At 37.0% G+C, this 26,998-nt stretch carries 7 protein-coding genes and 1 pseudogene; 6 read left to right on the top strand and 2 right to left on the bottom strand.

From position 1 onward, the window contains the following. Positions 1 to 56 precede the first annotated feature (56 nt). The 3 genes from HMPREF0072_RS00220 (at position 57) to murJ (ending at position 5,085) form a co-directional block, all read left to right on the top strand. Positions 57 to 1,799 carry an ABC transporter ATP-binding protein/permease gene (locus tag HMPREF0072_RS00220; protein ID WP_004826586.1) on the top strand — a complete coding sequence of 581 codons (1,743 nt, stop codon included), beginning with the start codon at positions 57 to 59 and terminating at the stop codon, positions 1,797 to 1,799. After that, a complete protein-coding gene (locus tag HMPREF0072_RS00215) occupies positions 1,789 to 3,447 on the top strand; it encodes an amino acid ABC transporter ATP-binding/permease protein (protein ID WP_004826585.1) in 1,659 nt (552 codons plus the stop codon). The genes HMPREF0072_RS00220 and HMPREF0072_RS00215 overlap by 11 nt, the downstream gene beginning before the upstream one ends. A 66-nt stretch (positions 3,448 to 3,513) precedes the next feature. Further along, complete coding sequence (murJ, locus tag HMPREF0072_RS00210) at positions 3,514 to 5,085, top strand: murein biosynthesis integral membrane protein MurJ (protein WP_004826582.1); 1,572 nt, start codon at positions 3,514 to 3,516, stop codon at positions 5,083 to 5,085. A 42-nt stretch (positions 5,086 to 5,127) separates the two neighbouring features. On the opposite strand, the gene HMPREF0072_RS00205 is transcribed toward murJ, so the two are convergent. Together HMPREF0072_RS00205 and HMPREF0072_RS00200 are read right to left on the bottom strand one after the other, a co-directional pair. Next, on the bottom strand, positions 5,128 to 6,858 hold the full coding sequence (locus HMPREF0072_RS00205) for a VWA domain-containing protein (protein ID WP_004826580.1): 1,731 nt from the start codon (positions 6,856 to 6,858) through the stop codon (positions 5,128 to 5,130). Further along, positions 6,851 to 7,756: an AAA family ATPase gene (locus tag HMPREF0072_RS00200; protein WP_004826577.1), complete on the bottom strand. Its 906-nt coding sequence runs from the start codon at positions 7,754 to 7,756 to the stop codon at positions 6,851 to 6,853. Before HMPREF0072_RS00200 ends, HMPREF0072_RS00205 begins: the two co-directional genes overlap by 8 nt. A 219-nt stretch (positions 7,757 to 7,975) precedes the next feature. Here HMPREF0072_RS00200 and HMPREF0072_RS12275 point away from each other — a divergent pair. The 3 genes and pseudogenes from HMPREF0072_RS12275 to HMPREF0072_RS00190 form a co-directional block, all read left to right on the top strand. Beyond that, positions 7,976 to 14,400: pseudogene (locus HMPREF0072_RS12275) on the top strand (InlB B-repeat-containing protein); the annotation flags it as partial. Positions 14,401 to 14,412: 12 nt separating this feature from the next. After that, the gene (locus HMPREF0072_RS12395) at positions 14,413 to 19,332 is read left to right on the top strand and encodes a Rib/alpha-like domain-containing protein (protein ID WP_248601158.1); all 4,920 of its coding nucleotides are present in this window, start codon (positions 14,413 to 14,415) and stop codon (positions 19,330 to 19,332) included. A gap of 418 nt (positions 19,333 to 19,750) precedes the next feature. Continuing rightward, positions 19,751 to 26,584, top strand: coding sequence for an InlB B-repeat-containing protein (locus HMPREF0072_RS00190; RefSeq protein ID WP_004826572.1), 6,834 nt, complete (start codon positions 19,751 to 19,753; stop codon positions 26,582 to 26,584). The last annotated feature ends 414 nt before the right edge of the window (positions 26,585 to 26,998 follow it).

Genomic DNA, 26,998 nt, shown 5'->3' with positions numbered 1-26,998 from the left:
GGTTTTATTTCCTATGATAAAATGAAATCAATAGAGATTATTAGACGAGGTGGTTTATGGTTAATAAAAAACTTGTAGCAATCCTACAGGGATCAAAAAAATACTTATACCTAAATTTATTTTTTAGGTACCTAGCTCTTTTTATGCAAATAGGCATAGTATGCATCTTTGGAGAGGTGATTTCAAAGGTTTTCGGCCAAAAAATAGGAGAAATCTCCCTAGTGAGAATTGTCATCTACGGACTTTTATTTTTGTCTATCAAACTTTTTTGCCAATACATGGTAACTAGGATTTCCTTTTCTTCTACAAAATTCATCAAGGAAAAAATGAGGAGAATTATTTTTGCAAAGCTTATGGATGATAGGATAGGCTTTGAGGAAAAGCTCCCAACATCAGCTATTTTACAATTGGCTGTTGAGGGAGTAGACCAGTTGGAGATTTATTTTACATCATATCTTCCACAACTTTATTATTCACTAACATCTGCCCTCATACTTTTTGCCTTAATTGCTTACATAAGTATAAATGCAGCCATCACTCTCCTAATTTGCTTGCCACTTATACCGGTCTCCATAATTTTAATTCAAAAAATCGCCAAGAAACTTTTGGGTTCCTACTGGACATCCTACATGAGCTTGGCTGATATTTTTCTAGAAAACTTAGAAGGCTTAAATGAATTAAAATCCTATGGAGCAGACTCTTATAGGCAAGATTTGATGGATAGTTTTGCAGAAAAATTCAGAAAAGCGACTATGAGAGTTTTGGTTATGCAATTAAATTCTACTTCTGTGATGGATATTATTGCCTACGGTGGAGCTGCCGCAGGCATCGGGGTAGCTCTGATGGAATTTAGCCAAAGGGATATAAATATCTTTGGTCTTGTCTTTATCAGTCTATTAGCAGCTGAATTTTTCCTTCCTCTAAGGCTTCTTGGTTCATATTTTCACATAGCCATGAATGGAATAGCGGCCTCAAACAAATTAATGGTCCTAATTGATAGCTATGATAGGAACTTAGGTGGAGAAACTCTAGGTGGAGAAAATATTCAAATTAACTTTGACCAGCTAGGCTTTTCCTATGATGGAGATAGGCAAATTCTTGATGGCATTGACCTTGAAATAAAAACTGGCAACCTAATAAGCCTTGTTGGTCTAAGTGGGTCAGGCAAGTCAACTATCGCCAAGCTAATTAAAAATCCAGGCCTTACTTATGAAGGAAAAATTTTAATAAATGGCCTTGAAAAAAATACCTATGACCCGGTAAGCCTTAACAAAAATATAATAAATGTAGATTTTGATGGTAGACTCTTCAAGGGAAGTCTTAGAGAAAATTTGAAAATAGCAGGCAAGGATATTACTGACGAAAAAATGCTTGATGCCCTAAAGAAGGTTAATCTTTACGACTTTTTTATGGGCGAAGATGGACTTGATACAGAAATTTTGGAAAATGCTTCGAATATATCTGGTGGTCAAAGACAAAGGCTAGTCCTTGCCAGGGCATTTTTGTTCGATGGGCTTTTGTATATTTTTGATGAGGCAACCAGCAATATTGATGGGCCAAATGAGGCACAAATAATGGAAATAATCCAAAAACTTGCCAAAGAAAAGGCAGTTTTAATTATTTCCCACAAGCTAATAAATTTAGTTAATAGCGATAGGATTTACTTCCTAGAGAACGGAAAAATCCAAGATTCAGGCAGCCACGCCTACTTATATGAAAAATGCGAGGCTTATAAAAATATTTTTGACAAGCAAGAAGAGCTTTGTTCTTATGCAAAGGGGGTAGGATATGAAAAATAGAAGATCTGGCTTTGCCATCATGAAAAATATGATAGGTCTGGTTGGCGAACTCAAACCTGTCATGGTCCTAGCCATTTTTATCGGCAGTCTCGGCCACCTTTGCGCAAGTTTTGTCACCATCCTTGCAGGCTATGGAATTTTGTCAAACTATGCCAATGATGGAAAAACCTTATTAATAATCAAGATCATGATTGCTCTTGCAGTCCTTAGGGGGATTTTCCACTACATTGAGCAATACGCCAACCACTACCTAGCCTTTAAAATTTTGGCGAAAATCAGACACCTTGTCTTTAAAAAAATGAGAAGTCTAGCTCCGGCAAAACTTGCTGGCAAGGACAAGGGCAACCTCATAAGCCTAATCACATCAGACATAGAACTCCTCGAGGTTTTCTATGCTCACACAATTTCACCAATTGGTATAGCGATTACCTATTTGGTTTTTATGGAAATTTTCATGGGAAGCTTTTCTATCTACCAAGCTATCTTGGCGTTTTTTGCCTATGCTAGCCTTGGCATCCTAGCTCCCCTTATAATTAGTAGGAAAAATTCAAGTCTTGGTCTTGACCTAAGGAATAAAACAGGAGATTTAAACTCCTTTGTCCTTGAAACTATCAGAAATATGGAAGAGGTCAAGCAATTTGACCTAAGAGAAAGACAAGTTTTCATCCTTAGAAAAAAATCTAGAAAGCTAAGAGCAACTGCCAACAACCTAGACCAGATAAAGGCAGGCTCGGAAGTCCTCATTGGTGGTTTAATCCTAGGATTTTCCTTTGCCATGCTCTTTTTATCACTTATGCTCTACCAAAACAACATCATTGACCTAAGGGGCTTTATTATCCCTACTATAGCCATGTTTTCAAGCTTTGGTCCTTTCGTTGCCCTATCAAACCTTGGCAACATTCTATCCCACACCCTTGCAAGTGGGGACAGGGTTCTAGACCTCTTGGAAGAAGATCCGATGGTAGAAGAAGTACTAGGTGATGACGAAAAAGAAGCATTCGAATCTGCAAAAATATCTAATATTTCCTTTGCCTATGGCGAAGAAAAAATCCTCGAAGACTTTTCTTTGGAAATTAATAAGGGCAAAATTTTTGGCCTTTATGGCAAAAGTGGGTCTGGAAAATCAACCCTCCTAAGGCTCCTTATGAGATTTTGGGATGTAGACCAGGGAGCAATTACTATTAATAATGAAAATATAAAGGAAATTCCTAGCAAAAGATTAAGAAAAATGCAAAGTCTCCTCGCCCAAGACACCTATATTTTTAATACTAGCCTAAAAGACAATATCAGACTTGCAAAACTTGACGCAAGTGATGAAGAGATAATAAAGGCTGCCAAAAAAGCTTCAATCCACGACTTTATCTCATCTCTGGCAGACGGATATGAAACTAGGGCAGGGGAACTGGGTTCGACCTTATCAGCAGGTGAAAGACAGAGAATAGGCATAGCAAGAGCCTTCCTCCACGATTCAGACCTCATGCTTTTTGACGAACCAACCAGCAACCTTGATATTCTTAATGAAGCGAGTATCCTAAAATCAATCAAAGAAGAAGCCGAAGATAAGACAGTCCTCCTTGTAAGCCACTCTCTATCAAGCCTTTCCATAGCTGATGAGAAAATTTTGGTCAAGGGAAGGAAAAATTCCTAAAGCCTTAAATTTGTCTTTGATTACCAAAATGATATAATAGTAAAATAAGACATAAAGAGAGGTTTTATGGGACAAACTACATTTATGCTCATGATAATAACCATCATATCCAAGGTCTTTGGCTTTGCCAGAGAAGCTGTGATGGCATCTTACATCGGAGCAGGTGATTTAAAAAGTGTATATACAACAGCAAATACCCTCCCAGTAGTGGTATCGAACTTCGTGGCAATGGGTATTATTTCGGGTTTCATCCCTATATATAACAAGGCAAAAAATGAAGAGGGCATCGAAGCTGCAGAAGAATTTACATCAAATGTCTTTAATATTTTGATGCGCTTTGCTCTTTTCGCAGTAATCTTTGGGATAATTTTTGCAAGACCATTTTCAAAAATCCTTAGCCCGGACCTTGAGGGCAAGTGGCTAGACCTGGCGACAAATTTCACTAGGATAATGATGTTTGCGGTCTTTGCCTACTTGTATTCTGCAATCTTTAGGGGATATTTAAACCTCAAGGGCAATTTCTTTGACCCAGCCATCACAGGAATTTTGATGAACATAGTAATCATCATTTTCACAGTCCTTACAGGCATAACTGGCAACTCCTACTTGCTCATAGTTGGAGCACTTTTGGGAAATGTTTTGCAATATATATTATTTCCAAAAGCAGTAAGGCAGGCGGGTTTTGAGCATAAAAAAATTATAGACATCCACAACAAGTATGTCAAAAACCTGATGATTGTGGCAGTGCCAATAATTATTTCATCAGCCGCTGGAGAACTTTCTATAATAGCAGATAACTCTATGGCATCCTACTTTTTTGGAAAGGCAGCCATTTCAAAATTATTTTATTCAAAAACTATGCTTACCCTAATCACAGGCGTAATCACAGTTTCTGTTACAACAGCGATTTTCCCAAAGATAGCCTCCCTTGGTCAATCTGGGCAAATCAAAGAAATGAAGGCATCAATCTCATCTGCAGTAGTCACAACCATGAGTCTGGTAATCCCTGCCACAATAGGCATGACCGTTTTGTCAGCACCTATAATCGAGTTGATTTTCCAGAGAAATGCTTTCACAAGTGATGATACAATCATAGTAGCTAGTCTGCTCTCAGCTTACGCACCTTATATCATCTTTCAATCCCTATCAGATGTTGTGGACAGGGGATTTTATGCAGTTGGCGATAGCAAGACTCCTGTAATAATTGTAGTAATCCAGCAAGTTTTAAATGTTATTTTAAACTTTGTTTTGATAAAAATTTTCGACATCCAAGGCCTTGCCTATGCTACAGTAGTCTCAACAGCCCTTGGATCAATGATGATGCTTTACAAATTTAGGGCAAACTTCGGTTCCTTTAACTTAAGGCAAACCCTTCTTTCCCTAGGCAAAATCATTGTCGCAACAGGACTTATGGCCTACTTGGCAAACCTAACCTACACCATGCTTGCTGGTAAAATTTCTCACCTGCTTGCTATCTTCGGGGCAATCCTTGTGGCAGGCTTTGTTTACTTAGTAGTTATCTTGCTAGTAAGAATTCCAGAAGTAATGGACCTTGTCAACCAATTCTACCACAAGTTTTTTGAAAAAAACCAAGACCCAAAGAGGGTGGCAAGGAGAAAAAGAAAAAATAGGTACTAAAAAAGATGGATCTTAAGCTTTTGGCTTAAGTATGCCATCTTTTTATATTTTCATAATAGTATTTTTCATAAAAATTGAAACTATTTTGGAGAAATTTTCAAGGCTGGTTATCCTACAAAAATCTGTCCCATAAATCAGTTTTCCATTTTCTATATCTTCGTCTTCACCAGTAAAAACGCCAAGAACAGATACCTCTTCGTTTTTTATATTTCTAATCTCCTTGGCAGTGTCATACACAGCTACATCGCCTACATACTGCTCTTTTTCGAGGAGTTTTACAGTATTAATATTGGCCTTCTCGTCATTTGGTCTGCCGTCAGAGAGGATAATCACTATGTGTTTTTCATTATCCTTAGTCTTATCTATCAATTCATTTAAAACCTTAAAGGCGAGTCCGTCCCTGTTTGAGCCAGAGGCAAAGTATTTGAAAATTTCCTTGTTGTTGTGTTTTTCGTTGTAGTCCCTAAAGAGATTGAATACAGTGTGGTCACGAAGGGTCGAAAAAGACATGACCCTTATAGGAATACCGACTTCATCCATTGCATTTTCTATGATGTAGGCTTGGTTGGCGATGACCTCCTGCCTGTTTCTTTGACTCGCCGAAGAATCCAAAAGCAAGTCAACCTTGAAAGTTGAAACGTCGTCATTTTCTACATTATCAAAAATATTGAAATCTTTTAAGACACTTGCCTTCCAAGCCTTTGTAGAATCCACAATCCCGTAGGCCTTGCTGACATCGGCAAAGTCCTCGTAGTTGGCTATGGAATTTTTTATTGTTTGGGCGAGTTCCTTGATGGAACGGTTGTTTATGGCGAGATTTTTTTCTATATAATCCTTGTTTTTAGAAAAAACCTCATCCCTGTTCTTCTTATAAAACTTGGCATTTGGGCTATCGGTGTAAACTCCCTTGGTAAAATATAAAAATTTTCCGGCATGGACACCTGTTGCGAGTTTTTTCTCGAGAGATCTGACCCTCATTTCAGGAAATACAGACTTGCCATAAAAATCTTCTATAAATTCGTCACTACCATGGTAGCCTTCCTTATCGAGATTTAAGAGGATAAGGTGCCTATCCATGTCCTTGTTTTTTTCTTCAAGATAAATATTTCCCGTAAACTCTGCCGACCCAATGTTAAACTGGTCCTTGATAAAGTCATCTGAAAAATCAAAGTCCTTGGCGTCCTTCTTGTTATTTTTAAAATCCTTGGGCTTCTTATCCTTGATCATCTCCTTAAGGAGGGATTCATTTTCCTTAGACTTTTCAAAACGGAAATAGGTCTTAAAGACTTCGTTTAATTTTTCGATGAGCCTTGCTGTATCAAGCTCGTAAATTTTAAAAATATCCCTATAAATTGTCCTAAAAAATGGACCTTCTGTGATTGGCTTATCCAAAATTTTCCCGTAGTAGGCTTTTTCGATTTGCTCATTGAGGTTATCTGCTTCGTGAAAATTGTATTTTCTTAGAGCTTTCCTCGCAAAATCTTTTCTCAAAGACTCTATTACGAGATTGTTCTTGGCAAGACTCTTGTAGGCAATATCTTCCATCAAGAGATTGGTTATGAAGGAAAATTCTGAAAAAAATGGACTTTCAGCCCTTAGGTAATCAAAATACGAGTCTAAAACCTTAAAATCAAAGGTCTTGATTATAAATCCCCTAGTCATATTTTTGTAGACTTCATCCATAGGATAGGATTTTTGTGGCAAAAAGTCATATTTTTCTGCAAAGTCCCAGATTATATTGTACTGTCTTATCTTGTCAAAATTCTCACTCATCAAAGACACTCTCGTCTATTTTTTCAGGAATTTTTGTCTTTATCAAATCAAGGACCAAGTCCCTTTCAAATTTGTCAAAAGACTTATTAACTAATCCCATCTTGATAGCATCAAAAGGATTGAGACCTATTTTCATAGTTTCAATAGCTCCTATTAGACCCCTGAGGTCCACAGCCTTGGTAGAAATTTCGTTGTTTTCGCTCTTTAACTGAAGGGAGATAAACATATCAATCAAAGCCAATCTGTATTTTTCCTTAAGACTTGGGAAATTATCCCTGAGAAGAAGGTCCAAGTTGGCCTTGGTAATATTTGGCACATTTATAATCATAAACCTCGAAGCAAGAGCTTCGTTAAGCTCACGAGTGCCAACGTAGCCATAGTTCATAGTTCCAATAAACCTGGTATTGGGATCAAGACTTATTTTGTCAAAACCAGATATGTCGATAATTCTCCTGTGGTCAAGTGATGCGTGGAGGACAGAAATTGCCTCGTTTTTTGCCATGTTAATCTCATCCAAGATGGCAAAACCACCCTTAATTGCTGCCTCATATATAGGCCCCTTCCTAAAAGTCACCTCTCCATTTTTGAAAGTGTCAGCTCCTATTAGGGAAGCAAAGTCAGTATTGACATGGAAGGAAACATTGTAAGTTGGTCTTTTGAAAAGATAGGAAAGGTTTGAGGCAAGGACGTTTTTGCCAGTAGCTTTTGCCCCTGTAAGGAGGATATTTTTGCCTGCAAGGAGGGCTGCAATCGCCTGTTCCAATACATCTTTTCCATAGTATTTGTACTCAGGTTTTATTATCCTGTCGTTGTTATCAAGTCCGTTTTCTTGTCTATATTTTTCTAATTGGGCAATCAATCTCTCGTCGATGCCTTGCTCTTTTAAATATTTAATCATAATACACCTCGGATTTATTATACAATGTGCAGGGGAAATATCACTTTTAAATTTTTTTGGAAAAAATAAGAAATATTAAATTGATTTGTAAAAATTTGCAAACAATTGACGATTAACGTTTATATTTTACATAGTTTGGTGTATAATAAAAGATGATATAATGAAATTTGAAATTAATAAACTATATATAAAAACAACAGTGAAAGTTAGGAGAAGAAGATGAAGAAATTAAGGAAGCTAATGGCCCTAGTGATAGCCACAACAATGATGGCATCAAATATCGCCCCGGCCTTTGCAAGTGGCTTGACACATAATAGCTCGCAAGCGGAGATTGTTAATAATACTAATAATAACTCTTTGCCTGTAGTACCAGCAAAGACAGACAATGCTGGTGATTTTGTTAAAAAAACAGCCTTGCCAAAAATTTACACCCTACGTACCGACTATATGGTAAAAAGGGGTCAAAGCGATGAAATAAACTACCAGCCATACATAGCAAGTGTGGGTGAAAAGGCAAGTCCTGAGGAACAAGCTAAGGTTAATAAAACAATCGACCTTCCAAATTTTCCTGGTTATAAGAAGCCTCAGGACGATTTTACCTATACCTATGATCATATTAAAGACTTAGCTAAAGGTGGAACAAAATCTGGTGACGCAGACACTGGCATTAGATATGAGGCGGAAAAAAACATCACTACACATCTATACCTAACAAGATAAAAGTTAAGCATATATTTCAAACTGACCTTGGGGATTTTAATAAGTACACCAATCCTGACGGCACTATTACAACCTATGATGCAAATTCCGAAACTGGAACCATAACAAATCCTGATAATAGTGTAGAAAAAGGAAAATCAAAAAAAGTAATAGATGAACATGAGCTTACAAATCTCCAAGAAGGAAGTACCGGTTCAATCTTAGAAGTCCAACCTCTTACAAATCAAGAAAAGGGTCTAGGAGATATAGATATCAAAGGCTTTGTTCCTGAAGCTGGGTTTTTACCTATGCAAGTACCAGACGATTCTAAGGACTTTGTTCTAGAATACCGTTATAACCGTGCCCACTTTGATGTTAACTATGACACTGCGGAGGGCACACCACTTCCAAATCGTACCCTCTACTACCAACAGTTCATTCCAAAAATCGATAGCATACCTACAAAGTTAGGAAGTCTCTTCCTAGGTTGGAAGCCATCTGTTGACATAAAGGGAACAATAAATGATAGTGAAAAAACATTTAAAGTAGGTGAAATAATTAAAGATAGTGCAGGCAACGCCCTAGTTGACCTCAATAATACTATCTACGAAAAAAAATCACAAGATGAATTTGTGTTAGATTCTGATAAAAAGCAAATAAGTAAAAAATCAAGTGATACAGTCAAACTAGAGATGCCTGCTAGCAAAGTTACCTTCACAGCCGTATGGAAGGACAAGGAAAAAGCAGACTACGCTGTTCAATTTTGGGTAGAAAAATCAGACCATGCAGATAATGCTTCTATCATGAATAAGTACGACTACATGAGTACCCGTGTTTATAAAGATGCTGATAAAGGATTTACACCAAACTTAGATGAGGAACCTGTAAAGGGATTAAAATTCCCAGACCTAGACCAAGCTCGTCTAAATAAGATATGGGCCGGCGAAAAATTTAATCGTAACCATAATCTTTATCTAAACAAGTTCTTTGTCTACAACAAAGATTTGACAGATGAGCAAAACAAAGACCCTAACGCACCTACTATGACAAAGACTGTATCTCCAACAGGCAAAACAGTCTACAACATCTACTACGACAGACAAGTCTACGACCTCTACTTCACTAAGTCCAATGCACAACCTAAAAAAAACACCATCTACCCAGAGATTTGGGGATGGGACCCTGCAAAGGGAGAGGCAGTAATGAAGGGCGGACCTGGCAATCCATACCACTACAAGGCAAGATTCAATGAGATGATGTATAAGTGGCCAAATGACGCCAAGCAAACCAAGGGCTTCACACCTGGCTACCAAAGCTTTGGCTGGGGACCAAACTACGCTGAACCGAATTTTCCACGTCATTTAGACACACCACCTTATAGGCTAAATGCAGAAGAGTTCCTAGACATGGAAAACTACACTAAATGGGGCGGCTATACTAAACATATAGACAAGGGCGATGGCACAAAAATCGATCTAGATAGATTCGATTTTACAACCCTTTCCTTTGGTATAAAACAGGATCATCCTTCTATTCCTCACCACATGGACTTTTGGATGGACGGCTTTAAGGATGGCGAAACCATAATACGCTATGACCTTGTTAGAACCAAGGCAGATACGGCTGAACCAGGCTATGGCCACAAATACCCTTTAGTTACAGGCTTTACTCCTTATGGATATGAACCTATGAAAGCATGGCCAGTAATCAAAGAGGGTAGTGAGGAAGATGGACGTGTTGACGAAGATAGAATAGGTGAACTAAACGATGAGCGTGATGAAATCACACAAAACAATTGTGGGACATACTATAACAACAATGGAATCAAACTTCCCATCGGCCAGCTGGACTTTATACAACACTTTTTTAGCGATTCCGACGAATGGGACGACGTAAAGGAAGGTGGCCAAGCATTTACAGAAAATGGCTACCTTCAATTCCATTACAAACGTAACAAGTACCCACTAAGGTTCAACTACGACCCATCAATAACTAGAGATGATAGTTATTTTAAGCCTACTAACTCATTAGAAACCTTCTACGAATTTCCACTAAAGGTTTTAAGCCCTGATTTGGTAGATTCAAATCTAGATAGAGATGATAAAGAATATTTTAAAGAAGACCCAAAAAACTTATTGGATGATCCAGAAAATTTAAAAAAGTTAGGCCTTACTGACCTTGTCTTTAAAGATCCAAAAGATGGCAAGTTAAAAGTTAAGAGACCGGATGACCTTTCCGATCAAATGGTATTTAAGGGTTGGGCCCTAGACCCTGCTGGAAATAAGCTTATTTGGGAAAATCCAAAAGAAACAATGCCAACTCACCCACTTAATCTATACGCAAAATGGGGCGAACCTGACTACAAGTGGAAGGTAACTTTCGACCCTAATGGTGGAAATTTAAGAAATATTAAGGAAGAAAATTTAACTACAAGCCGCAAAAAGATTCAAGAAGGTGACATAGGTCAAGAAGAAATAAACACCTATGCGAAAAAAGAAGCCAATGATGGAGACAATCAAGTCTTTACAGTTATTCAAAGGCAAAAACTTGTAGAACCTAAGAAGCCTACAAGAAAAGGCTACGACTTTATGGGTTGGGAAGTAGTTCACTATAAGAAAAATGCAAAAGGTGATTACACAGACGAAATAGACAACTCTTACAGAGAAACTTATAAGGTTCCAGAATTATACTCCTTCGGTAACGACGTTGTAGCACCAGTATATCTAAAGGCAATTTGGGTGCCAAACCAAAGAGTGGATGTAGCTATCAATCACTATTATTTGGACAAGGACTTTAAATTAGATAGGAAAGGGGAAGGCACACTCGAAGATCAGAGATCAGGCTACCTAGTTTCAGCAACAGCTAATAACAAAAACGGTCAATATATCCTAGCAACTAATGACGAACTTAAAAAATTGCCTGAAAAACTAAAAACAGAGTACGAAGAATACAATGGAAGAGTAAAATTAAACAACTCCTACTTCCAGACCTTTAGGGTAGAACCAGAAAAGATTCCAGCCCCTGGCAAGCCAAGCCAAATGATAGATAACCCTAAAGCAAAAGATAATAATGTCTTCAAATTCTTCTATAGACCATTTAGACAACGTGAGTACAAGGTCAACTATATAGATGAAAGGGGTAAGGAAAAAGTTGAAAACTTCCTTAAAGACTTGAAAGGCTTGGAACTTATTTCTACTGAAGGATTAACAGGAGATGAGCTCCTTGAAGCAAACAAGAAGAACAAAGAGAAATTAGAAGCTAAGAAATTAGAATTAGAATCCATTATTAAAGATTATCAGATTGTAAAACCAGAACCTGTTACAAATGGTAATCGCTACTACGATGCTAGAAACTACAGACCAATCGCTGGTTGGAAGCTAACAAGCGACCCACAACAGCAACTCTTCTTTGATGTAGATGAAGAAACAAATGAACTTTTGGGCATAAACGGCACAAGATTAGACCAAATATTCTTCTATTATAAGGACGTAAGGATAATCGAAGTGCCAAAAGACGACCCAGTTCCAGATGGTTATGTAAGAGTGACCTTCAAGGCAGACAAGGGTGGCTCTTTTGGTAAGGATGATAAGGGCAATGATATTACAGAACTTAATTACGATGTAATCAAGGGACTAAAATCAGACCACCTTCCAGTACCAAAAGAATTAAAAGATGGAGAAACAAAGGAAGCCGACAAGTACTACATCACCCCAGATAGTGGCAAGATGTTTGTGAAATGGGATAATAAACAATTGTTAAATGAAAACACCACTATCGATAAGGAAGATAAAGATTATTACGTATTCACTGCCTATTTTAATTGGGAAGACGTAGTGGCTAAGGAATTAGTAACTACAGAATCCTTCAAAGACCCTAACAATACTTGGACAAATGATTTTGCTCCAACTATAGAAAAGTTAAAGGAAAAAATAGTTTACTATAAAAATGGTGAGAAAAAAGCTCTTCCAGAAGGAACTGAAATAAAGCTATACGACGAAGCTGGAAATGAATTAACAAGTGATGAGCAAGTTTTCAAATTAGTAGAAGAAGCTGGCAACGCAGATGCTAAAGAAGTTGTTCGTAAAGTGACTGTCAAGGCAAAAGTCAAATTTAAGGGCAATAAAAAAGACATGGACCTTGAAATCCCAATCAAGGTCTACAAAAACGTCTACGAAGCCCTAAACGGTAATGGAGATAAGCCTATATACCTAAGCCAAGCAGAAGAAGGCGACCTAAAAGAGATTACAGGTAACTATGTAAAAGTCACAGTTGCTCCAACAGGCGACATGACAGCCAAGGACAACAAGGTCTACTACGTCAATCCAAATGCTTGGGTAAATATCCCAAAAGTTAATCCAGACGGCTCTTCAACATTTATAAATTGGACAGCTGATATAGTTAAACAAAACGAAAACAAGGCAGAAAATGGTAAATTTGACTTTGAAAAACGTCATATGTTCACAGAAGAAACAGTAATAAGCCCAAGGAAATCTGATGATGTGGTTGAGCAAGAAAAAGGAAAAGATAAGCCAGACGTGCCAGACACCTTTGTCAAAGTAATTGTAAGGACAACAGACAAGGCGACTGAAGTTTTTGAAAGAACTTTCTGGGTAAACCCTAGTAAGAATGTAGAAATAATAGTCGCAACCCCAACAGGTAAGGCTAACCAAGAAATTGACGTTCCAAACGCTGGTAAAAAGAAAGTAACTTACAAATTCAAAGAATGGCAAAAGGTTAAGACTGGTGTAGACGATAACACCTTAACAGCTGTAAACCCACCAACAAAAATTGACCTAGCTAAAAACAAATACACAGACAAGGTAACTGTAATCGAAGCAGCATACGATGAAGAATTTGGTGCAACTAAGCCAGCAGATACAACTAAGCTCGACACACCTGAGGGCAAAGAGATAACTGAAGATATATTAAAAGAAAAAATTACACCACCAACTGGTAAGGTAATTGAATCTATAACAGTAATTTCAAAACCAGATGGAAAGACAGTTGGTAAGTCAGAAGCCAAAGTAACTATTAAATACAAAGACGGCTCAACCGAAGGAACAAATGACAACCCAGTCATAATCCCAGTAGAAGTTCACAAAAACATAATCCCAGCAAACTCTGATGGATCAAAACCAAGAGATGCTATGGATAATTATGTCAAAGTAACCTTCAAACCAGGCGAAGGTGGAAAATTTGAACAAACACTAACCGGAAACTTTGTCTACTACGTAAGCCCAGAAGTAGAAGTCGACTTGACAGATACTGCAAAAGCTATTAAAAAGACCCCAAATACAGGCTATATAGTAAATGGAGAAAATTGGACTAATGAAGCGGACAAAAAATTAAAAGGCACATTTGCTGACAAAACAGAATTTGTATTTAACTTTGATAAGTCAGATGATATAGTAGAAAAAACCAAAGAAAACCAAGAAAAGCCAGCCGGCTATGTAACAGTAACCTTTAGGACAGCTGAAAATGGTAAATTATTTGGAAAGGCAGATAAAAAAGTCTACTATGTAAATCCAGACGCTAATATAAAACTAAAAGTCTTAGCAGATGGCCAAACAGCAGGAGAAAAAGAACTTGCAGTACCAGCAACCATAGCTGATAAAGATTATACATTTAAAGAATGGGTTGAAGACTTAGATCAAAATAAACCAATCAAAGGTGATAAGGAATTTGTAGCTAAATTTGAGAAAAAGAAAGTTACATTGACCTATGACCTCAATGGTGGTACTGGAATTAAGCCTAATGATGAGAAGGTAACTCATGGTGAAAGCACAAAACTAGCCTCAGCTAGTGGTATAACAAAGGCAGATGCCAAGTTTATTGGTTGGAAGGTTGGAGAAAGAACATATCAACCAGGCGAAACTATCACATTAACAAAAGATGAGAAAGCCATAGCCCAATGGACAAATGATGAAAATATAATCTCATATGACCCTAAAGAACCAATGACAAGACCAGAAGGTTATGTAAGAGTAAGCTTTGAAGCAAAAGAAGGCTTGAGCCTAGAAAATGTTAAGTATTACTACGTTAAGAAAAATGCAAAAGATGCGAGTGGACATGTTCTCACATTAAAGGCAATTAAGGATAATGCTACAAAATATGGTTACCCATCAGTCAAAGAAGAAACTGGTTATAAGTTTGATAAGTGGGATAAGGTTGATACAACTGTAATTGGAGATCAAGACATAGTTGTAACTGCTAGCGCAAAAACCCTCCCAGACTTCGTTGAAAAAACAAATCAAAATCCAGATAAACCAGATGATAAGTATGTTACAGTAACCTTTAAGGCTGATAATAGTGGAAATGGTACTGTTACAGAAAAAACTTACTTTGTAAATCCAAAGAAGTATGTAAAATTAGTTCCACCTGCAGATGCCAGAGGAAATACTGGTTATGAGTTTGGTACTTGGAGCCAAGATGCAACAATCCCAACCCAATATAACGAGGATACAGAGATTACTGCAAGCTTTAATGAATTAAAAGCTGTGATTCCAAAAGTAAACGACTCAACCCCAAAGCCAGCAGGCTATGTAGCAGTTAATTTTGAAGTTGGTGATGGTGGTCAAATCCTTAAGGGAGAAACCACAACCTACTACGTAAAACCAAACACAGATGTAACAATCCCACAACCTACTACCAAGGCTAATGTAGGCTATGAGTTTGAGAAATGGGATAAGGATACAACTACACAAAAACAATACACCGAAGACACCACTGTCAAGGGAACTTTCAAAAAATTACCTGATTACATCCCAGCCAAGGATAAAAGCGGTGCAGAAAACCAAAAGCCAGAAGGCTATATAAAAGTAGTCTTTAAGGCAGATGACAATGGTAAGTTAAAAGAAGGCGATAAGGTATTCTATGTAAATCCAAATGTTAATATTGATAAAGACTTTGTAAAGACATTAACAAATGGAATTGAAAAACTACCAAATCCTGGTTACACAGCTGATGGTGGCAAGTGGGAAGATAAGTCAAGCTTCCTTTCATCATTCTTTACAAAAGATAAATTGTATGTTTACAAATTTAAAGAGCTTGATAACCTAATCCCTGCTAAAAATACCGATGGTAGTTTAAATGATAGACCAGTAGGCTATCACAAAGTGACATTCGTGCCAACAGACAAGGCGACTGATGAGACAAATAAAGAAGAAGTTTTCTATGTAAAACCAAACACCAATGTCACAATCACGCCAGCTCAGCCAAGTGGTAAGAAAGAAGTAGTTGATGGACTAGAAACTCAGTACACCTTTACAGGTTGGAAGCTTAATTCAACAAGCTGGGGTAAGGATGCTGATGTTAGTGGAGTATTTGCTGATGGCACACAAATATTTGCCCAATACACTGAAAAAAATGTGACAGCAAATGTGATTCCACAAACTGGCGATAAAAAACCTGACGGAGTTCCAAGCTGGTATGTCAAGGTCGTAGTGGATACAGACAAGTATGCTACTGAATCATTCAAAAAGACTTTCTGGGTAACAAACAAGGAAGAAGTAACAATCCCTGTTACAGAGCCAGAAGGCAAAAAAGTAACATTTGGTAAAAATGAATACCAAATAAGCTTTGAAAAATGGGCAGTAACAAGCCCAAAGACAAACACTGATGAGTGGAAAACAGGCAAACCAATCAGAGCTAAATTTACTGTAGATACAGAAATAAAAGCCAAGTACTCATATAAGCTAACCGAAATCAAAGGATATAAGATAGAGGTTGAAGAAACAAAGGCCTTTGAATCATTCAAAGATGGTGAAACTCTTGTTAATAATTTCTTGCCAACAGAAGATGACTTGAAAGGTAAAATTAAAGTTGCTGGCGAAAAATTAGATCCAACTAAGATAGAATTTGGCAAAGGAAATCTTGATAACTGGAACAAGTTTACTAATCTAAAAGACGCCCTATACGATAAGCTAAAAGAAGACGGAAGTCCTGTTGGAGATTCTGGTCCAAAAGAATTAAAGATTAAAGCTAAGCTAAGTCTAGAAGATGGCAGCAAAGTTATAGTAGATGTGCCAATCAAGCTTTATAAGAATATTTATAGGGGACTAAACAACGGTGACAAACCTAATATTGTCAATAACGACGATTATTTAAAAGAGTTTGTAAAGGTAACCCTAGTGCCAACAAATTTGGCAAAAGATAGCCAAGAAAAAGTCTACTATGTAAATCCAAATGCGAAAGTAGCTATTCCTGAAAAGGACCCAACACCAGCAGATAACAAATATACTTTTGTGAAATGGTATTACCTAGATGCTCAAAATGAAAAGGTAGAAATCAAACCTGGAGATAGAAATAACTTTACTAAAGAAACTAAGATATTTGCTTCATATAGTAAGGACATTGGGGTGATTACTCCTCTTGAGCCAACTGTTAATACAATTATCAAAAACATTGGCGATAGCCTATCAGACATTGACTACAAGAAGGCAATCACACCACCAGAAGGAAAGACTGTTGATAGTGTTGTTATCATTGAACAAGATCCAGATAAGAGGGTGAACACAAACAAGGCTGGTTCATTTACTGAAAAAGTAAAAGTTCACTACACAGACGGATCTAGCTATGTGGTTGATGTACCTGTTATAGTAAGCAAAGATTATGTAGAAAAAATCGATGAAAAAACTACAAAACCAACTGGATTTGTGGAAGTAGTTGTTGACTCTACTGATAAGGCAAAACTAGGAGCAAATGATAAGCAAGTAAAAACTTTCTATGTAAATCCTAAGAAGAAAGTAAGCCTACCAGTTGCTAAGCCAAGTGGAGCTAAGGTTAAAGGTAGTGATATAACTTATGAGTTTGAATATTGGAAAGTAGAAGATGGAAGCAAACAATATCAAGATGGTATTTCTGATATCTTTACTGCTGCTAAGACAACTATAAAAGCTAAATTCAAACTAAACCAACAACCTCTAACACCAGCCATTAAAGCAGGTGAAAAGATTATACCAAAGGACTCAGTTCCAAATCCAAGAGATTTCATAAATAATATCTACAAGGATGAGGACCCATCATCAAAGGAAAACTTGCCACCAGGAACAAAGATTGAGTTTGATGGTGATGGACGACCAGATACATCTACTACTGGTGAAACAAAAGCCAAGCTAAAAATCACCTATCCAAATGGCAAGACTACAACTGTGACAGTAAATGTGACAGTGGTTGAAAATATTGTTCCTCAAAAAGAAGGGGAAGATAAACCAAAAGTTCCTGAAAACTATGTTGAGGTAGTTATCGATAGGACAGATAATGCTGTCTTGGTTGATGGAGCAGGAAATAAAATTCCAAAAACAGAAACATATTGGGTAAATCCTGAGAAGGATGTTACAATTACGGTAGAAAACCCAACAGGTAAGGCTATTAATGATAAAGGCGATAAGTATAACTTCAGCCATTGGGATAGGCCACTAAGTGGCAGATTTGTAGTAAAAACTATAATAAAAGCTCAATATGATACGTATATTAAGCCAGAACCTAAGAGAGATGCAAACACTATCGTGACTTATGAGGGTAGTACCCTTACTTATGATGATTACAAGAACAGCATAACTGTACTAACCATTACAAAGAAAAATGAAGCTGGTGGAGAAGAAAAAGAGGAAATCACTCCTGATAAATTTGAAGTTACAGGTGTAGAAGGTGGTCCTACTGCTGAAACAAAAGTTCCAGCTGGCCAGACATCTACTATAGTAAATGCAAAGGTTAAAATAAAGTTAACTGATGGTAGGGAATATGAAGTTAAAGTCCCAGTTAAGATTTACAAAAACTTGATTCCTGTAGATCCAAAGTCTACTGACAAGGTTGATGCACCAGAAGATTATAAGAAAGTCATAGTCGACCCTACAGAAAATGCTGAAAATCCAGAAATTAAAGTATATTATGTAAATCCAAAAGTTAACGTAACAATTCCAGAAATGAATGTTACACCAAAAGATGGAGGATTCTTAAAGGGATGGACTGCTAGTGATGAAGCTGAAAGCCCATTCGGACCAAGGCAGTTCACTAACAACGTGACTACTATAAAAGCATCTTATTATCCAAGTGTTATTAGACAAGTTGATAAGACAACTGAGATTGCTAGGCCAAATACCTATGTGAAGGTAGTAGTAAAACGTGAAGATGATGTTTATAATAAGGAAAGCATCTATTGGGTAAATCCTAAGGCTGATGTCTTCTTACCAGAAACAGACGGGGCTAGCAGAAAAGACTACATGTTTGTTGGATGGAAGTATGAAGAAGGAACTGATAATCAATTGACAGAAGTTCCTGATAAAGACTTTAGCTTCTTTAAAGATGACAAACAAGTAGGCCATACATTTAGCAAAAAAGTGACTGTAATAAGTGCTAAGTATGTTAGATGTGATGTCTGCATAATACCACCAGGCCCAACTCCAGGACCTACTCCAGGTGGAGATGGTGACAACCCAGGAGTTGTTACACCAAATCCTGAAAATCCTGATGGAGGAAATCCAGGCGATAAACCAGGGGACAAACCAGGCGACAAGCCAGAAGATAAGGACAATCCAGACAACAAGGACAATCCGAAAGATAAGGACAATCCAAATAACAAGGATAATCCAAAAGACAAAGGAAAGAATCCAAATCAAAAGGGTGGTAATGAAATAGTTGAAATCCAAGCGAAGATAGACCAGACTGTGAAGACAGTAGGTAATGCTGCAGGCAAGATTGCAGGAAGTGTATCAGCAACTGTTAATAGCGGAGTAGCCGGTACAAAGAAAGCCCTAGCCAAGGTATTAAACCCACACACTGGTATCATAACTAGCTATGAACTCTACCTAGGATTGATGGCAGCATCAAGTGTCGGACTATTCTTTACAAGAGATAAAAAGAATAAGGACGAAGAATAAAATCAAAAGATCGTAAGCAAGAGCTTGCGGTCTTTTTTTGTCGAAAATTTGGAAATGGAAACCTCGTAAACATAACAAGCCCACCGCCATGGTAAGCGCAAACGAGACATCTCATGAACTAAGGGGCCTTCCTTCATGAGATTCCTCACTCCGTTCAGAATGACTGGAGATGATTGACGAAAAATAAATATCTCATGAATGAGGGGGCATGTCTTTGTAGGATTGCCCACTATATATTTAGAATAATAAGCATTTTTTAATGAGAAACCAAGAAATATTTATAAAAAAACCATATTTTTCTAAAAAAACGAGATAAATAACAAAAAAATCAAAAAAACTTTATGAAAAATCTATATTTTCCTAAAAAATGGGTGTATAATAAAAAAATAAAAAATCTATAATGCAAGAAGGATAAAGAATGAAAGTAGCGAAAAGAATTTTGGCATTTGTAACTTCACTAACTATAGTTGCATCAAATATTACACCAGTTTTCGCAGGAAAATTTGAGAGCGAATACAATGATATAAATAAAGACAAGAGGTATCCCCTAGTGGATAAGAGGATTATTAATGATCTTCCTAATGAAGAAATTTATGTTCTAAAAGAAGGGGATACCATCACCAATCCTGACGAGCCTAGTGTATATACATACATGTGGTCTTACAAAAGACCGGTAACTGGAAAACTAACCAATCTCGAGGAAATGGAGCTTGCTAGTCAACCCTATGTAGCAAGTGTTGGGGAAAATGCGAGCGATGAAGAAAAAGCTAAGGTAAATTACAAGGTTAATCCACCAACACTTAAGGGCTACAAAAAGCCAGATGGAGAATATATAGCAAGCTATGACTTCATAAGAAAAAATGCTAGCAAAAAAGAAGGCTTGCTACATAATAGCACAACAGATATAAACTACGAGCCTACTATTAATAACGGTATCAAGGTAAAACACTTATTTCAAAGTTTGAAAGATAGAGACCTATATGAAAACCTTGAAGGTGAAAAAGAAATCATAACCATACAAAAAAATGCATTTGGAGAATTTCCTAAGACGGGACAAAGATTGAAGCTTGATAATCTTTTCAATTTAAAGTTCGGATGGCCAATAGACTATTCTGAAATGGATTTTGTGAAGTTGAAAGAAAAAATTAAGGGATTCGAACCAGAGAGAAATGCCGACAATTTGGAAATAATTGTACCAGAAGCTACAAACAGTCCCTTCGTAATCTACTACAACAGAAAGAGTTTCCAAGTAAAAATAAATACCGATGGGGGAACTTATATCCCTGATATGACCCTCTTTTATGGTCAAACCATCCCATCAGTAACAGAGATACCTAAAAAAGACGGTGCAGTATTCGACCATTGGGTAGCAGATAAGGATATTTGTATAAAAGATAAGAGTGGAGAAATAACAACAATTCCAGCCAAGCGCCCTATTGATATGACAAAATATCAAGAAGGCTTCCAAAATGCTATGCCAGCAGAAGATATCACCTTCAAGGCCATTTATAAGGAAAATGATAAGGCTGAGTATTCGGTGGAATTTTGGGTAGAAAAAGCAGATTATGATGACAAAAATCCAAAGCTTGACCTCAAAGATAAGTATGAATTTGTGGGAAACCGAGTTCTTACAGGTAAAACAGGAACAGTTCCAGATATAGCCAATATATCTATAGACGGAATTGCCTTTCCTGATCTAGACAAGGCTAGGCTAAACAAAATTTATAAGGATAGTGCTGAGTTTGATAAATATTTTAAGTATAACAAGGCCCTAACCGACAGTCAAAATCAAGATGTATCCAATGAAAAGGTGGAAGATGATTCTGGCGAATCGGTCTACAAAAAAGTCTCTAGAACCATAGACGCTACGGGAAATACCAGCTACAAAATCTACTTCGATAGGCAAGTCTACACCCTCTACTTTTCAAAGTTAATTACGGAAAATGATAGTGAAGGTCATTTTTGGCCTATTATTACAAAGGATGGCGAGGTCTATGACTCTAAAAAAGGCAATCCTTATAGCTTCAAGGCTCGTTTTAACCAAAACTTGCAAGGCTTGTGGCCAGATCCAATCGAAAATGTCAAAGGCTACCCTGAAGGTTATCGTAGTTTGGGTTGGGTAGCTTCGACCAAGAATAAAGCATATTCTTATAGGGATACCCCACCCTATAGGCTAACAGCAGATGACTTCCTAGATTCTAGCGATATTAAAGATAAAAAAAAGGGTGGTTACTCAAAGACACTTCCCCTTGGCGATAATGGCGAAAGGCCATTAGGAGAAAGGGAGATGTGCTTTGGTATAGATTCAAGTAATCAAAGCGAACCTTACCAAGTTGAGTTTATAATGGAAACCTACCCTGGTTTTGAAGTAGAAGGCGAAACTGTAGAAAAAATCCGTGACTATCCCCTACAATATAGGAAATTTGATACCCCTATAGCTGATTATGATTTCACTCCGCCTGATATAGAAGGCTTTGAGCCAAAACATAAGAAAACAAGAATAATGTATAAAAAGGATAAGTATGATTTTAATGAGCTAAATGAAGAGGATAGTGATAGGTTAGAGGAATTTAAGACCTACCTAAAATTTATAGGAGCCCCAAGAGAAGATGTAAAAAACTATAAAAACCTCTATGAGAAAAAATATAAGATAAGATTCTTAGGTCAGTTTCCTGAAAAAGTTGAGAATGATCAAGAAGAAGAGAATCAAGAAGAAAATAATGAAGAGAATAATCAAGAGGGCAATCAAGAAGATAAAAACAAGGAAGAAAATAATCAAGAAAAAGAAAATGTTCAACCGATAGAATTTGATGAAAATTCCTATTTGGTATTTGAGTATTTACGCAAGTCCTACACAATAAACTTTAACAATGACCCAAGAAAGGTTAGGGATGATACTTCCTACAAAGATTCAGAAAAAGTGTCAGTGCCTTACCATCATCCACTAAGGTGGCTAGACGGAGTGTACAACTTCGACTATGAAAAGTCTGATGAAGAAAACAAAAAGGCAAGGGAAGAATATGATCAAGAGCATATCATAGACAAAAAAAGGGTTCCCGAAAAGCCTAAATGGGTGCCAGAGTCTTGGAAGTTTTTGGGCTGGTCTTTGAATCCTGAAGGAACTACCCTAGTTAAGGATGGAAATTATACCATGCCTGCCCATAATATAACCCTTTATGCTAAATGGGGATGCGATACCGATAGTAAAGTTACTTTCGATTTAGGTTTGGATGCTGGTGAAACTAGCAAGTACATGATAAAGCCTATGGACCTAAAGAGCAGTAAGTATGAAGTTGGTGATGATGTAAGGACAAGTATTAAGGAAAATAAGAAGTACAAACTTCCAATAGAAGATGAGACTTCGACTTCTGGCAAGCAAGTCTTTATTGTAGAGAATGGATTAGCTATAAAAGCTCCATCCGTTCCTAGAAGACCGGGTTATGATTTTATGGGCTGGGAGCATGTCATATTTAAAAAAGATGATGAAGGAAACAATACTGGCGAAGTTGATGATTCTTTCAAAGAAAAATACGGTCCAGCTCGCCAATATACTTTCGAAAGTGAAATCTATTCGGATGTTTACCTAAAGGCTATTTGGGCAAAAAACAACCTCTATGATGTCAAGATAACAGACCACATATTGGATAAAGACCTAAATGAAGATAAGACCGAAACTAAAATTAATATTTTGGAAAACCAAAGAGAGGGCACTTTTGCTTACTACTTTGCGAAACTTCAAGGCGAAAATCGGACTCTAGTACCTGACAAGGATCTTGAACGAGCACCAGAAAAAGTTAGGGAAGCATTTATACAATATAGGGATAAGATAAAAGAAGAATCTGAAAGTCCGACTGATAGTAGTGATATTACTAATGAGATAAATACCTACTACCAAAACGTCAAGGTCGATAGAGTAGAATGCCCTATGGCTTATAACCAATTGCAATTTTTCTATAAGCCATATCGTAAGAGGGAATATAAGGTAAATTACCTACTCGTAGATAATGATGCTGATCTTAAGGATACAAAAAAATATCCGACTGTCGGCAAACCAAATTCTAATTTGACCAAGCAAATAATAGACCAGGATGAAATATCAAATGGAAATAGGCACTTTGATGCAAGAAACTATAGACTAATCCCAGGTTTTAAACTTGTAAGCAAGCCTCAAACTCAGCTTGTTTTTACGGTAAATGAGGAAAATAACAAACTCCTAAGTATAAATGGAGTAGATGTAGGAGATAATTTAGAGAATGCTCAAGTCAACTTCTACTATAAGGATATTAGGCTTATAAAAGACAAGTACGATAAGCCACCTAAAGGCTATCATAGGATAAGCTTTGTAGCAAAAGACCATGGATCATTCGGCAAGGATGAGAATGGAAAAGAAATCAAGGAAGTTCATTATGATGTTATTGATGGTTTGTATTTCTCAAAAGTTCATGTTCCTACAAATAATGGGAAAAAAGATAAAAATGACGCAGACCTTCTAGCAGATCCAGGTTATCAAATCGGTAGCTGGTCGCAAAAAGATAATCCTGCAAATGGCTTGCTTGATCCTCACACAGTCATTACTAGGGATTACACCTTCGAGATTAGTTTCATAGATAAAAAGTACCCAGAAATAGAGCCTATTAAGGTCTTTGAATCATCAAAAAATGAAAATGGATATATTAATGACTTTAGACCAAAGAAAGCTGATTATGATAAGGCCCTAGCAGAGTTTATTAAGATGGATAATTACAAGTCTTATGAAATACTTGATGATGAGAAGGCGATTTATGAGAAGCTAAAAGAAGATGATGTTTATAATAGTAAAGTCTCCGATCCAGAGCCAATCAAAACAAGTATAAAAGTTAAAATTTCTTTTAAGGATAAGACAAGTAAAGAATTTGATATACCAGTCTTAGTTTATAAAAATATTTACAGGGCCTTGGATGACAAGGGCAAGGTAAATATTCTTAAAAAAGATAAGTTCTTGGAGGGTTTTGTAAAAGTTACAGTTGACCCAACTGATAAGGCTGTTGATAAGCAAACAAAAACTTATTATGTAAATCAAAAAGCTTATGTCAAAATTCCAGAAGCGAATAAACCAGTAGGAATAAAACCTTATATTTTTGAGAAATGGACTGTTATGTCTAATAATAAAGAAACCGACTTTGATATGACTAAGCATCATAAAATTGCTAGCGAAATTGTTATTGTAGCCAAGTATTCTACAAAATCTAAACCAATACCACAAGGAGTAAGCGCAGAAACGGTTGTGACCTATATTGGAAATAATCCAGAGCTTGAGAGCTATAAGCAAGCTATAAAGGCAGGCAAACTTGCTGATAAAAAAGATTTTACAGAAATAGAAGCTTATGAAATAACTAAAGAACCTGATGTAAGCGCAGAAGTTCTAGATCCTGAAACCAAGGTAACAAATAACGAAAACAAAGAAGTGTACAAAAATTATGCAACTGTTAAGGTTATCTATAAGTCTGGGGAAATCTACTATGTTGATATACCTGTTAAGGTATTAGAAAAGGTAAAACCAGTGGATAGTGAAACTGATATACCAAAAGGTTATGAAGATTACCTCTTGGTAACAGTGGACCCTACTGAAAATGCAACAGATCGATCTAAGTCTTATTATAGGGTTAGGAAAAATATTGAAGTTACTATCCCTGTAAATTCTCCAACTGGTAAAGAAGGCTATACTTTTGTTAAATGGGATAAGGATTTGACCTATAGCTTTAATGATAACACTACCATTAAAGCTATTTATAGCCATCAAGTCCCTTGGACACCTATAAAGCCTATTCCAGAAGCAAATGGTGGCGTAATAGAAACCTTTAGGGGTGTTAGACCAAATATAGACGATTATAGGAAGAATGTTAAATATACCATAGAAGTTAATGGAGAAAAAGTTGAGAAGACTCTAGGAGCAAAAGATACATTAGAATTTATCGGAGAAGTCAACCCAGATAATGTTGATGTAAGTACTCTTGGAGATAAGAAAGTACCAGTTAAGATAGCTCTTGAAGATGGAACAAGCGTCCTTACAGACCTTATAGTTAGGGTTGTTGATAAGGTATATCCTGAAAATACCACAGATCCTATTCCTGAAGGTTATGTAAACCTCTATATAATACCAACTGATGATAATCAAGATAAGGCTCAAAGAGCTTATAAGGTTCATCCAAATGTTGATATAAGTATATCAGCAAGTGGAAATCAAAAGGCAGATATCAATTTGCCTGAGATTAGTCCAGTAAGTGGAAAGTCTTTCTTAAGATGGACTATTCAGCAAGGATTAAATACAAATTGGAAGGCATTTGTGGATGGGAATTACCAGTTTAATTCAGAAACTAATTATATAGTAGCGAAATTTGTTGATAATGTTGTCCTAGGAAATCCAGATGAAACTAGACCTGATGTGCCAGCTGACTTTGTAAAAGTCATTGTAAAAAGAGATAAGGATACCTTAAAGCCTAAAAAGACCATCTACTGGGTTAAGAAAGATACAGACGTTATGATTAATGAGGTGGACGAATCAACTGCACAAGACTATGTATTTGATGGCTGGAAGTACCAGGATGGAGATGATGAAAATAATCTTAAGGAAGATGCGAATAAAAACTTTAAATTCTCTGATCAAAGTGGGCAAGTAAGCCACAAATTCGACAAGGCTTTGACAGTAATCACAGCTAAGTACAGTAAATTTGGCGTTGGTCCAAACGTGGGAGGAGGTCCAGTAGGCAAGGGTTCAGATGATGAAAATTCTGGAGGAGATACTTCAGGTGGAGGCACAGACCCAAACCCAGATGGAGACAAACCAAGTGATAACAAAGGTGGAGATGATACACCAAGTGATGACACTGGTACACCAAATCCTAGCGATCCTGATGGAGGAAATCCAGGAGATAAGCCAGTCGACAAACCAGGGGACAAAACAGGTGACAAGCCAGGGGAAAATCCAAAAGACAAAGGAAATAATCCAAGTCAAAAGGGTGGTAATGAAATAGTTGAAATCCAAGCGAAGGTAGACCAAACTGTGAAAACAGTAGGAAATGCTGCAGGCAAAATAGCAGGAAGTGTATCAGCAACTGTAAATAGCGGAGTAGCCGGTACAAAGAAAGCCCTAGCCAAGGTATTAAATCCACGCACAGGAATAATAACAAACTACGAATTCTACCTAGGATTGATGGCAGCATCAAGTGTCGGACTATTCTTTACAAGAGAAAAAAAGAATAAGGACGAAGAATAAAATCAAAAGATCGTAAGCAAGAGCTTGCGGTCTTTTTTTGTCGAAAATTTGGAAATGGAAACCTCGTAAACATAACAAGCCCACCGCCATGTCGAGCGCATGCGAGACATCTTATGAAGAGGGGTCCTGTCTTTGTGAGATTCCTCACTCCGTTCGGAATGACTGGAGATGATTGACGAAAAATAAATATCCCATGAATGAGGGGTCCTATCTTCGTGAGGTTCCTCACTGTGTTCGGAATGACTTGAGAAGATGGATGAAAAATAAATATCCCATGAATGAGAGGTCCTTTTTTATAAGGTCCCTCCTCCGACTTCGTCGTCGTTCGGGACGGAGATGTAATGAAATTTTCTTGACATAGTCCTAAATAGTACTATAATACTTATAAGAGTTAACAAATATTTGTTTATTTAT

Origin of the sequence: Anaerococcus lactolyticus ATCC 51172, assembly GCF_000156575.1 — a bacterium.
Lineage (GTDB): Bacteria > Bacillota > Clostridia > Tissierellales > Peptoniphilaceae > Anaerococcus > Anaerococcus lactolyticus.
This window is presented reverse-complemented; position numbering and strand designations above follow the sequence as displayed.

Coding starts and splice junctions, on each gene's coding strand:
- HMPREF0072_RS00220 (WP_004826586.1), top strand. CDS start 57: ATGGTTAATAAAAAACTTGTAGCAATCCTACAGGGATCAAAAAAATAC.
- HMPREF0072_RS00215 (WP_004826585.1), top strand. CDS start 1,789: ATGAAAAATAGAAGATCTGGCTTTGCCATCATGAAAAATATGATAGGT.
- murJ (WP_004826582.1), top strand. CDS start 3,514: ATGGGACAAACTACATTTATGCTCATGATAATAACCATCATATCCAAG.
- HMPREF0072_RS00205 (WP_004826580.1), bottom strand. CDS start 6,858: ATGAGTGAGAATTTTGACAAGATAAGACAGTACAATATAATCTGGGAC.
- HMPREF0072_RS00200 (WP_004826577.1), bottom strand. CDS start 7,756: ATGATTAAATATTTAAAAGAGCAAGGCATCGACGAGAGATTGATTGCC.
- HMPREF0072_RS12395 (WP_248601158.1), top strand. CDS start 14,413: ATGACAAGACCAGAAGGTTATGTAAGAGTAAGCTTTGAAGCAAAAGAA.
- HMPREF0072_RS00190 (WP_004826572.1), top strand. CDS start 19,751: ATGAAAGTAGCGAAAAGAATTTTGGCATTTGTAACTTCACTAACTATA.